The organism is Streptomyces sp. ISL-96, assembly GCF_018614035.1.
Classification (GTDB): Bacteria; Actinomycetota; Actinomycetes; order Streptomycetales; family Streptomycetaceae; genus Streptomyces.
Genome location: NZ_JAGGPA010000098.1, coordinates 1 through 11,112 on the forward strand (window position 1 = coordinate 1; position 11,112 = coordinate 11,112).

Here is an 11,112-nt window from a genome sequence, read left to right on the forward strand (position 1 = left end):
AGCTTTCAGGACGCACCATGCGCACAGCATAGATACAACAGAGGTGCAACAAAACGCCGCGTCCGCATCCCGGACGGCGACGGGGCCGGACAGTCGCGAGACGGAAATCACAGCCAGGCGCGTACATCCTTTCGACGTGCCCGTGAGTCTCTTGTCGGGACCCTCGATCCGAGGTGGTCCGCTTTCAACGCATTCGCGAACTTCGGAGCGTTCTTTGATCACCAGCCTCCCGGCCGTCCGCAGAGCCGCCGCCGTCCTCGTCACCACGGGCGCACTGCTGACCGTCTCGCCCCTGGCCGCGCCCGCGCAGGCGGCCACCGCGCCCACCGTCACCGCCAAGGGCGCGTTCATGCTGAACAACGCGACCGGCGCCACGGTCTACAGCAAGGGCGCGGACACCAAGCGCCAGATGGCCAGCACGACGAAGATCATGACGGCTGCCGTGGTGCTCAGCACCACCAACCTCGACCTCAACCGCAAGGTGACCGTCAAGCAGGCCTACCGCGACTACGTCACCGCCCAGGGCGCGAGCACCGCCGATCTGAGGACCGGCGACAAGGTGACCGTCCGTCAGCTGCTGTACGGGACGATGCTGCCCTCCGGCTGCGACGCGGCGTACGCCCTGGCCGACGCCTTCGGCACCGGCACCACCCTCGCGGCACGCAAGACGAACTTCATCTCGAAGATGAACGCGAAGGCGAGCTCGCTCGGCCTGACGAACACCAAGTTCGACTCCTTCGACGGCATCACGACGACCGGCAACAACTACACGACCCCGCGCGACCTGGCGAAGCTCGCCCGCTACGCCATGAAGAACACCAACTTCCGCGCCGTCGTCAAGGCGCCGTCGTACAAGAGCACCGCGACGACGAGCACCGGCGGCACCCGCACGTACACCTGGTACAACACCAACAAGCTGCTGGGCTCCTACAGCGGCGCCACTGGCATCAAGACCGGCACCGGCTCGACGGCCGGTCCCTGCCTGGTCTTCTCCGCCACCCGCGGTACGAAGACCCTCATCGGCGTCGTCCTGAACAGCACCACTGTCACGGAGCGCTACAACGACGCCGGCAAGATGCTGAACTACGGCTTCGGCACCAGCACCACGTCGTCGCCCATGAAGCTGCGCACCCTGCCCGCGGGCGCACAGCAGGACTAATCACGAACAGCACGTACGACGATGCCCCGCCGGGTTTCCCGGCGGGGCATCGTCGTACGGCTGCCGCCCGACCGTTCCGTGGGAAAGGGCAGGTCGCACCATGAAGCCGTGAACCGGGCCTCGCCCATGGCGAGGCCCGGTTCCGCTCTGCCTAAGCCCACGTAATCAGGCGCTTCGGCTGTTCCAGGATTGCCGCCACATCCGCCAGCACCCTGGACCCCAGCTCGCCGTCGACCAGGCGGTGGTCGAAGGAGAGGGCCAGCGTGGTGACCTGGCGCGGCTTCACCTTGCCCTTGTGGACCCACGGCTGGAGCTTGATCGCGCCGACCGCGAGGATCGCGGACTCGCCGGGGTTGAGGATCGGCGTACCAGTGTCGACGCCGAATACGCCGACGTTCGTGATGGTCACCGTGCCGCCCTGCATCGCCGCCGGCGACGTCTTGCCCTCACGGGCCGTCGCCACCAGCTCGCCCAGCGCCGCCGCCAGTTCCGGCAGCGTCTTCGCTCCCGCGTCCTTGATGTTCGGGACGATCAGGCCGCGCGGCGTGGCCGCCGCGATGCCCAGGTTCACGTACTCCTTCTGGACGATCTCCTGGTTCGCCTCGTCCCAGGCCGAGTTGACGGCCGGGTTGCGCTTGATCGCGACCAGCAGCGCCTTGGCGATCAGGAGGAGCGGGTTGACCCGCAGGCCCGCCATGTCCTTGTCGGACTTCAGCTCTTCGACGAGCTTCATCGTGCGGGTGATGTCGAAGGTGATGAATTCCGTGACGTGCGGAGCGGTGAACGCACTGTTCACCATGGCCGACGCGATCGCCTTCCGTACGCCCTTGATGGGGGTACGGGTCTCCCGGGCCGCGCCGACGGAGACGGGAGCAGCGGCCTCAGCCGCAGCCGTCTCGGGCTCCGGCTCCCGCTCCGGCTCGGACGGCACCGCGACCGGCTCCGGGCGTACCGGAGCAGCGGCCGCCGCGTGGACGTCCTCGCGGGTGATGATCCCGTCGGGGCCGGTCGGTGTGACCGCGGCCAGGTCGATGCCCAGGTCCTTGGCGAGCTTACGGACCGGAGGCTTGGCCAGCGGGCGCGATTCGGGCACGGCCATGACGTCGGCAGCGCCGGGCCCGTGGCCGTTGAGCTCGGTCTGGACCGCCGCCACCGCGGCCGCCGGAGCCGCCGTCCCCTTGCGCGCGCGGCGCTTGGTGGAGGCCTCGGACACGCCGTAGCCGACCAGCACCGGCTGGCGGGCCGCAGGCTTGGCCTCCTCCGCTGCCTCCGCCGACGGCTCGGGCTCGGCCTGCACGGCCGGGGCCTGGACCTGGGCATTGGCCGGAGCAGCCTCGGGGGCCGCAGTCCCCGGCGCCACATCCACCGTAATGATCACCTGGCCGACATCGACCGTCACGCCCTCGCCGAAGCGAAGCTCGTGTACGACGCCGTCGAACGGGATGGGGAGTTCGACGGCCGCCTTCGCCGTCTCTACCTCGCACACCACCTGGCCGTCGGTGACGGTGTCGCCCGGCTGGACGTACCACTTGAGGATCTCGGCCTCGGTCAGTCCCTCGCCCACATCGGGCATCTTGAACTCACGAAACCGCTGGGAACTCTGGGAAGTCTCAGTCATCGTCACAGCTCTCCTCAGTACGCAAGCGAGCGGTCGACGGCGTCGAGTACCCGGTCAAGCCCCGGCAGGTACTCCTCCTCCAGGCGCGCCGGCGGGTAAGGCGCATGGAAGCCGCCCACCCTCAGCACCGGCGCCTCCAGGTGGTAGAAGCACCGCTCCGTCATGCGAGCGGCGATCTCCGCGCCCGAGCCGTAGAAGACCGGGGCCTCGTGGACCACGACCAGGCGGCCGGTCTTCTCCACCGACGTCTGGATCGTGTCGAAGTCGATCGGGGACATCGACCGCAGGTCGAGGACCTCGATCGACTTGCCCTCCTCGGCCGCCGCCGCTGCCGCCTCGACGCAGACCTTCACCATCGGTCCGTACGCCGCCAGCGTCAGGTCCGTGCCCTCACGCACGACCCGCGCCTTGTGCAGCGGGCCCGGGATGGCCTCGACGTCGACCTCGCCCTTGTCCCAGTAGCGCCGCTTCGGCTCGAAGAAGATCACCGGGTCGTCGCTCTGGATGGCCTGCTGCATCATCCAGTACGCGTCCGACGAGTTCGACGGCGAAACGATCTTCAGCCCCGCCACGTGCGCGAACAGCGCCTCCGGCGACTCGCTGTGGTGCTCGACCGCGCCGATGCCGCCGCCGTACGGGATGCGGATGACGACCGGCATCTTGATCTTGCCGAGCGAGCGCGCGTGCATCTTCGCGAGCTGCGTGACGATCTGGTCGTACGCCGGGAAGACGAAGCCGTCGAACTGGATCTCCACGACCGGGCGGTAGCCCCGCAGGGCCAGCCCGATCGCCGTACCCACGATGCCGGACTCGGCCAGCGGGGTGTCGATGACCCGCTCCTCGCCGAAGTCCTTCTGGAGGCCGTCCGTGACGCGGAAGACGCCGCCGAGCTTTCCGACGTCCTCGCCCATGATCAGGACCTTGGGGTCGGTTTCGAGGGCCTTGCGCAGCGACTCGTTGATCGCCTTCGCGAGAGGGAGTTTCTGTGTGTGTACAGCCTGTACGGACATGGCTTACTTACCCTCCTCGGCGAAGGACGCCTGGTACGCCGCGAACTGCGCGCGCTCCTCGTCGACCAGGGCGTGGCCGTCCGCGTAGACGTTCTCGAAGATCGCCATCTGGTCCGGGTCGGGCATCGCCCGCACCGCCTCGCGGACCCGCTTGCCCAGCGACTCCGACTCCGTCTCCAGCTCCTCGAAGAAGGCCGCGTCCGCGAAGCCCTCCCTCTCCAGGTACGTACGCAGGCGCAGGATCGGGTCCTTCGCCTCCCACGCCTCGCGCTCCTCGTCGGCCCGGTACTTCGTCGGGTCGTCGGAGGTGGTGTGCGCGCCCATCCGGTACGTGAAGGCCTCGACCAGCGTCGGCCCCTCACCCCGGCGCGCGCGCTCCAGCGCGTCGCGCGTCACGGCCAGGCACGCCAGTACGTCGTTGCCGTCGACCCGGACGCCCGGGAAACCGAAGCCCTGCGCGCGCTGGTAGAGCGGGACGCGGGTCTGGCGCTCGGTGGGCTCGGAGATGGCCCACTGGTTGTTCTGGCAGAAGAAGACGACCGGGGCGTTGTAGACCGCGGAGAAGGTGAACGATTCAGCGACATCGCCCTGGCTGGAGGCACCGTCACCGAAGTACGCGATGACCGCCGAGTCCGCGCCGTCCTTGGCCACACCCATCGCGTAACCGGTCGCGTGCAGCGTCTGCGAGCCGATCACGATCGTGTACAGATGGAAATTGTTGGTGCTGGGGTCCCAGCCACCGTGGTTCACGCCACGGAACATTCCCAGCAGATTGGTCGGGTCGACGCCACGGCACCAGGCGACACCGTGCTCGCGGTACGTCGGGAAGACGTAGTCGTCGTCACGGAGAGCGCGTGCGGAGCCGATCTGCGCCGCCTCCTGGCCGAGCAGCGAGGCCCACAGGCCCAGCTCGCCCTGACGCTGGAGTGAGGTGGCCTCGGCGTCGAAGCGGCGGGTCAGGACCATGTCCCGGTACAGGCCGAGCATTTCGTCCGGGGTCAGATCGATCGAGTAGTCCGGGTGCTCGACACGCTCGCCCTCGGGGGTGAGCAGCTGTACGAGTTCCGGCTCGGCCGGGTCGGACTGCTGGGCTTTCTTGGCGCTGACGCGCTTGGTGCTGCTGCGTCGCGGCTTACGCGCGGCAGTGCTCTCCACGGTCACGTGCGTGCTCCTCCGTCTGTCCGGCCCCCGGGGTCTGCCGGTGACCAGTGCGGCTCACCTGCTTGCGTCCTCGTGCACGGGGTGGGTGCGACTCGGCCGGGAACAGGTGTGACAGGTGCCCCGGCGAAACGCCCTGCCAAAGGAACGTTACCCAGTGCTTCGCATAACTGCGAAACCCCATTTGACCTGCGATTTTGCTTGGAAATCCAAGTAAATCGAAGAATTCGGGAACAAGCACTGGTCACAGCCTTGCGGGCCGCCGGAACAACGGCACGTTATCCCGGCGACCCACGGCACGGGAAGAGTTTCCGTGTGAGGATGACGGCGTGCCCAAAGACCGAAAAATCACCGTATTTCTTGTTGACGACCACGAGGTGGTCCGTCGCGGAGTCCACGAGCTGCTGTCCGTAGAGGACGACATCGAGGTCGTCGGTGAGGCCGGTACGGCCGCAGAATCCCTGGTCAGGATCCCTGCGACCCGCCCCGACGTCGCTGTTCTCGACGTACGGCTGCCCGACGGAAGCGGTGTGGAGGTGTGCCGCGAAGTCCGTTCCCGGAATGAGGACATCAAATGCCTGATGCTGACCTCATTCGCCGACGACGAGGCACTTTTCGACGCGATCATGGCCGGTGCGTCCGGTTACGTCCTCAAGGCGATCCGCGGCAATGAGCTGCTGGCGGCCGTACGTGACGTGGCGGCCGGCAAGTCGCTGCTCGACCCGGTGGCGACCGCCCGCGTCCTGGAGCGCCTGCGCTCGGGCAACGGCAGCACCGGCGCCGGCGCCGCCGCCGGGAGCAGCAACGACAGCCGCCTCTCGAACCTCACCGAGCAGGAACGCAAGATCCTCGACCTGCTCGGCGAGGGCCTGACCAACCGCGTCATCGGTGAGCGGCTGCATCTCGCGGAGAAGACGATCAAGAATTACGTCTCCAGCCTGCTTTCCAAGCTGGGCATGGAGCGCCGCTCGCAGGCCGCCGCGTACGTGGCGCGCAAGCAGGCGGTGGAGAGGCGCTAGCCACAGCCACGCACACATGCGGGCGCTGCCCTTCCTTGCCGTCGCGGGCCACATGTCGTACACGGGCGGGCCATGTGGTCCGTCCAGTGCACCGGCACTGCCGAGATTTTCGACCCGTGCAGCGCCGAACTGGAGCTCTTCGGCCGCGGCCCCCATTACGTCGACGGCGAGCCTTTCGACCCCGTCTACATGCGCATCGAGCCGCAGTTCGTCACCGCGCACACCCTGAACAGCGGCCCTGAGCGACGGTGCGAGCACGCTCTGTGACTTGGTGATCTAACATCTGGCGAGTGCCACGCTCATCTGTACTCGCCGCCCCTCCACCGCCCCTCGGCGACCTGCTGCGCCGCTACCGCGACCCGGGCGCCCCGCTCTCCTGCGAGCCCGTGGCCCAGGGCCTGCTAAACCACGGCTACCACCTCGTCACCACCCGCGGCGACTACTTCCTCAAGCACCACCTCGACGACGACCGCGACACGATCAGACGCCAGCACCGCGCCACCCGCCACCTCCAGGCCTTCGGCGTCCCCGTCGCCCCGCCCGTCGAGGACACCCACGGCGGCACCGTCACCGTGATCGGCGGCCGCTGCTACGCCCTGCACCCGTGGATCGAGGGCCGGCACCGGGACGGCGCCCAGCTCACGACAGTGGAGTCGCGGCGGCTCGGAGCGCTCCTGGGGCTCGTGCACACCTGCCTGGACCGGGTGATGCCCGACGGGGTGATGGAGGACGCTTCCCGGCGGACGCACGACCGGACGCACGACCGTGCGCAGGACTGCGCCGACCCCGCCGACACCTTCGCCCTGATCGACGAGCTGCTGCCGCTGGCGCGCCGGCGGCGGCCGCGGGGCACCTTCGACGTACTGGCGGAACACCGCCTCCTGGAGCGGCGGGCGCTCCTTGAGCGGCACGCCCACCGGCGGCCCCCGCCGGTCGCCGAGACCGCCACCGGGTGGGTGCACGGCGACTTCCATCCGCTGAATCTCCTCTACCGGGGCGCCGAGCCCGCCGCGATCGTCGACTGGGACCGGCTCGCGGTACAGCCGCGCGCGGAGGAGGCGGTACGGGCCGCCGCGATCTTCTTCGTACGGCCGGACGGGGAGCTGGAGCTGGCGAAGGTACGGGCGTACGCGGCGGCGTACCGGCGGGCGGCCGGGGCCGGGACCGAGGAGCTGGCCGCGGCGGTGCACCGGGTGTGGTGGGAGCGGCTCAACGACTTCTGGATACTGCGCTGGCGCTACCAGCGGCACGACCGAAGGGCCGACCCGCAGTTTCCTGCGGCGTCGGCCCTGGCGGTGTGGTGGACGAAGGAGTACGAGGCGGTGTGCGACGCGTTCGCGGGGTGAGGGGCGGGGCCCTCGCCCCTCCTCCCGGCTCCCGCCTCGCCGGTCAGCCTCCGGTGGTACCCGCGTCCGTCGTGCCGCCCTCGGTCGTCCCGCCGTCGGTCGTACCGCCGGCGTCCGTGCCGCCCTCCGTCGCACCGCCGGCGTCCGTGTTGCCCTCGGTCGTACCGCCGTCGTCGGTGCCGCCCTCGGACGTACCGCCGTCGTCCGTGCCGGGGTCGCCGTTGTCGCCGCCCTCGGTCGTCCCGCCCTCCGTCGTCGTGCCCGGAGCGGTGTCCGTCGGGCTCGACGGCGTGTTGCTGGGCGTGTTCGACGGCGTGTTGGCCGGAGGCATCGACGGCGTGTACGGCGGGGTCCAGCCCGGCTGCTGGCCGCCGGTCGAGGAGGTGCCCGGGTCGGTCTCGGGGGAGGTCTCCTCGTCCTGCGAGGGCTCCTTGGAGGGCTCCTTCTCCGACTTGCTCGGGCTGTTGGTGACCTCCGTGGGCTTCTTCGGCTCCTTGGTGTTGTCGTCGCCCGCCCGGCCCATCGCGAAGGCGACACCCGCCGCGATCGCGATGATCGCGAGCACCGCGAAGATCCACATCTTGCCGCGGCCGCTGCCCCTGCCGCCGCCCTGCCCGCCGTCGTACGCCCCGTCGTGCGGGTTCATCGGCGGCAGTATCGCGCCGCCCGCCCTCATCTGCGACGTGTCGCCGTGGTTCGGGTGGCCCATCGCGGTCGTCGCGTAGGTGCCGCCGGCCGGGGTGTGGCCGCCCTCGTGCATCTCGACGGGGCCGGTGTTCCACATCCCGGTGTGGCTGCCCTGCTGCTGGAGCATCGACAGGCCGTACTGGATGAGACCGCGCATCTCCTCGGCGCTCTGGAACCGGTCGTCGGGGTCCTTCGCGAGGGAGCGCATGACGAGCCCGTCGAGCTCGGGCGGCGCCACGTCCGAGATCTCGGACGGCGGTACGGGGATGTCCTGCACGTGCTGGTAGACCACCGAGAGCGGCGTCTCACCGGTGAAGGGGGGCCGCTGCGCGAGCAGTTCGTACAGCAGACAGCCCGTCGCGTACAGGTCGCTGCGGTGGTCGACGGCCTTGCCCAGCGCCTGCTCCGGGGAGAGGTACTGGGGCGTACCCATGACCATGCCGGTCTGCGTCATCGTCGACTGCGCGCCGTGCAGGGCACGGGCGATGCCGAAGTCCATGACCTTGACCGCGCCGCCGTGCGTGATGATCACGTTCGCCGGCTTGATGTCACGGTGCACGATGCCGTGCTGGTGGCTGTACGCGAGCGCTTCGAGTACGCCGGAGACGATGATCAGGGCCTGCTCGGGCCCCGGCGCCTCGGCGTTCTGCAGCAGCTCGCGGATCGTGCGGCCCTCGACGAGCTCCATCACGATGTAGGGGACGACGCGCGGGCCGACCTGGTCCTCGCCGGAGTCGTACACGGCAACCACCGCGTGGTGGTTCAGGCCGGCGACCGACTGTGCTTCACGGGTGAACCGGGCCTTGGATGTCGGATCCTCCGCAAGATCGGAGCGCAGCAGCTTCACTGCGACGGTACGGCCGAGCCGTACGTCCTCGGCGGCGAATACTTCCGCCATGCCGCCGCGGCCGAGGCGGTGCGTCAACCGGTATCGGCCATCGCCGACCAATCCGTCCTTACCCCATGCTTCCGGGGCATCCGACACTCCGCCGCCGCTTCCCTCGGGTTCGGGTGCCATCAGTCCTCGCCGTCGTTTCTGTCCGCGTCGCGTCCGCGGTGATCCTCATGGGCCTCAAGGTATGGGCTCAAGGTGCTCCACCACGTCACGCTACAGCCTCCCCGCGACGCTCCGGTTCGAGATGGACCGGCCATCAAACCCGTTGCCGATGTACCCGTGCAAATTCCGGACCCGTCGCGGACCACCGGGCGGACCCGCAGCGGACCCGCGACGGACCACAGGCGGACCACAGGCGGACCCCTGACACACGCGTGCCACCAGCCCTCCCGCGCACGTGCCTCGCACGTGGGACGGCCGCGCTGTAACGCTTCCGCGACGCTTCTTGCGCGTACGGTCACGGAACGGGCACCGCGCTTGACGTGTCCGTGCCCTGGGGCAGACTTGGCCCGTAAATCTTGCGCTGAGGGGGAAGCACAGTCATGAGCCAGGACGGCCGACAGGGCCGCTACGCGGGCGGCTCGGTCGCGGGCGGGCGGTACCAGCTGCGCGACCTGCTCGGAGAAGGCGGAATGGCGTCGGTGTACCTCGCGTACGACTCCGCGCTCGACCGCCAGGTTGCCATTAAGACACTGCACACGGAACTGGGCCGGGAACAATCCTTCCGCGAACGGTTCCGGCGCGAGGCACAGGCGGTCGCCAAGCTTTCCCACACCAACATCGTCTCGGTCTTCGACACCGGCGAGGACGAGCTGGACGGCGCGCTGATGCCGTACATCGTCATGGAGTACGTCGAGGGGCAGCCGCTCGGCTCCGTACTCCAGGCCGACATCGAGCAGTACGGCGCCATGCCGGCCGACAAGGCGCTCAAGATCACGGCGGATGTGCTGGCCGCGCTGGAGACCAGTCACGAGATGGGCCTGGTCCACCGCGACATCAAGCCCGGCAACGTGATGATGAACAAGCGCAATGTGGTCAAGGTCATGGACTTCGGCATCGCGCGGGCCATGCAGTCGGGCGTTACGTCGATGACGCAGACCGGCATGGTCGTCGGTACGCCGCAGTACCTGTCGCCCGAGCAGGCGCTGGGGCGCGGCGTCGACGCGCGCTCCGACCTGTACTCGGTCGGCATCATGCTGTTCCAGCTGGTGACGGGGCGGCTGCCGTTCGACGCGGATTCGCCGCTCGCGATCGCTTACGCGCACGTGCAGGAGGAGCCGGTGGCTCCTTCGTCGATCAACCGGTCGATTCCGCCGGCGGTCGACGCCCTGGTCGCACGGGCGCTGAAGAAGAACCCTAACGAGCGTTTCCCGAGCGCCGCCGCGATGCGCGACGAGTGTGCGCGGGTGTCGGGGTCGGGCCAGACGGGCGCCGCGCCGGTGATCGTCGCCGGTGGCCCGTCGCAGAGCGGGGCCGGGGTCGGGGCGGCGGTCTTCCCGCCGGTCGGCGGGCAGCCGGGATACCCGCAGAACGGCAACGTACAGACGCCTTACCAGCCGCCGACGCCGGCTCCGGGACCGTACGCGCCGCACACGCCTGCCCCTGGCCATGCGCAGCCGGCTTACGGATACCCGACGCCGGCGCCGATGCACACGCCCGCCCCCTCGCCGTACGCCCCCCAGCACCAGGGCGGCGGCGACCGGAACATGCCGGTGATCGTGGGGGCGATCGTGGTCGTGCTGCTGGCGATCGGCGGCCTGATCACCGCGATCTCGCTCAAGGACGATCCGGAGGGCCGGAACGAGGCCACCGACGACCCCACGCAGAGCGAGGAGGCGGCCAAGCCCGGCTACAAGGGCCCGGACCGCACCAGAACCATGGAGACCACCGACTGCTCTCCGGGGAGGGAATCGGCGACGGACCCGGCCAAGGTCGAGGTGCCGAGCTTCCTCTACAAGGACATCCGGTCCGTCAAGCAGTGCCTCCAGGCCGCAGGCTGGAAGATCAAAGAGGCCAGGGTCGACAACCCGCTCTGGGGCAAGGACCTTGTGGTGAACCAGTTCCCCAAGACCGGCTCCGACGTTGACCCCGAGGACGCCACGATCGAGCTGGAGATCTCCACCGGGAACCCGCCGTCGGACTAGGCCGAACAGGCGCGCGGTCCGGTTCGGACATGCGAAGGGGCCCGGTGCGCACTGCGCGGACGCTGTTGGTTTATTC

The 11,112-nt window shown here is 69.3% G+C and carries 9 protein-coding genes; 5 read left to right on the forward strand and 4 right to left on the reverse strand.

Annotated features, from left to right (window positions below; genetic code table 11):
* Positions 1-214: 214 nt before the first annotated feature.
* Positions 215-1,159: a D-alanyl-D-alanine carboxypeptidase family protein gene (locus J7E96_RS36800; RefSeq protein ID WP_251070969.1), complete on the forward strand. Its 945-nt coding sequence runs from the start codon at positions 215-217 to the stop codon at positions 1,157-1,159.
* A gap of 151 nt (positions 1,160-1,310) precedes the next feature.
* Here J7E96_RS36800 and J7E96_RS36805 read toward each other — a convergent pair whose 3' ends face one another.
* From J7E96_RS36805 to pdhA, 3 genes are read right to left on the reverse strand one after another with little or no spacing between them, the layout of a single operon-like run.
* Entirely contained in the window at positions 1,311-2,777 is a 1,467-nt protein-coding gene (locus J7E96_RS36805; protein ID WP_215138268.1) for a dihydrolipoamide acetyltransferase family protein, read from the reverse strand.
* 14 nt (positions 2,778-2,791) lie between these two features.
* Entirely contained in the window at positions 2,792-3,787 is a 996-nt protein-coding gene (locus tag J7E96_RS36810) for an alpha-ketoacid dehydrogenase subunit beta (RefSeq protein WP_215138271.1), read from the reverse strand.
* 3 nt (positions 3,788-3,790) lie between these two features.
* Positions 3,791-4,948, reverse strand: a complete 1,158-nt coding sequence (pdhA, locus tag J7E96_RS36815; protein WP_215138273.1) for a pyruvate dehydrogenase (acetyl-transferring) E1 component subunit alpha — start codon at positions 4,946-4,948, stop codon at positions 3,791-3,793.
* A gap of 326 nt (positions 4,949-5,274) precedes the next feature.
* Here pdhA and J7E96_RS36820 point away from each other — a divergent pair, with 326 nt between their 5' ends.
* The 3 genes from J7E96_RS36820 to J7E96_RS36830 all read left to right on the forward strand — a co-directional run bounded on the left by J7E96_RS36820 (position 5,275) and on the right by J7E96_RS36830 (position 7,310).
* Complete coding sequence (locus tag J7E96_RS36820; protein ID WP_215138275.1) at positions 5,275-5,964, forward strand: response regulator transcription factor; 690 nt, start codon at positions 5,275-5,277, stop codon at positions 5,962-5,964.
* 72 nt (positions 5,965-6,036) lie between these two features.
* On the forward strand, positions 6,037-6,231 hold the full coding sequence (locus tag J7E96_RS36825) for a hypothetical protein (RefSeq protein ID WP_215138277.1): 195 nt from the start codon (positions 6,037-6,039) through the stop codon (positions 6,229-6,231).
* Between the two features lie 23 nt (positions 6,232-6,254).
* The gene (locus J7E96_RS36830) at positions 6,255-7,310 is read left to right on the forward strand and encodes a phosphotransferase (protein WP_215138279.1); all 1,056 of its coding nucleotides are present in this window, start codon (positions 6,255-6,257) and stop codon (positions 7,308-7,310) included.
* 43 nt (positions 7,311-7,353) lie between these two features.
* On the opposite strand, the gene J7E96_RS36835 is transcribed toward J7E96_RS36830, so the two are convergent.
* Positions 7,354-9,015, reverse strand: a complete 1,662-nt coding sequence (locus tag J7E96_RS36835) for a protein kinase (protein ID WP_215138281.1) — start codon at positions 9,013-9,015, stop codon at positions 7,354-7,356.
* A gap of 419 nt (positions 9,016-9,434) precedes the next feature.
* On the opposite strand from J7E96_RS36835, the gene J7E96_RS36840 reads away from it, so the two are divergent.
* Positions 9,435-11,036, forward strand: coding sequence for a protein kinase (locus J7E96_RS36840; RefSeq protein ID WP_215138283.1), 1,602 nt, complete (start codon positions 9,435-9,437; stop codon positions 11,034-11,036).
* Positions 11,037-11,112 lie beyond the last annotated feature (76 nt).

What these genes read in the sequence shown, in the direction of transcription:
- J7E96_RS36805 (WP_215138268.1), bottom strand. Translation starts at nt 2,777, where the DNA reads ATGACTGAGACTTCCCAGAGTTCCCAGCGGTTTCGTGAGTTCAAGATG.
- J7E96_RS36810 (WP_215138271.1), bottom strand. Translation starts at nt 3,787, where the DNA reads ATGTCCGTACAGGCTGTACACACACAGAAACTCCCTCTCGCGAAGGCG.
- J7E96_RS36825 (WP_215138277.1), top strand. Translation starts at nt 6,037, where the DNA reads ATGTGGTCCGTCCAGTGCACCGGCACTGCCGAGATTTTCGACCCGTGC.
- J7E96_RS36835 (WP_215138281.1), bottom strand. Translation starts at nt 9,015, where the DNA reads ATGGCACCCGAACCCGAGGGAAGCGGCGGCGGAGTGTCGGATGCCCCG.
- J7E96_RS36840 (WP_215138283.1), top strand. Translation starts at nt 9,435, where the DNA reads ATGAGCCAGGACGGCCGACAGGGCCGCTACGCGGGCGGCTCGGTCGCG.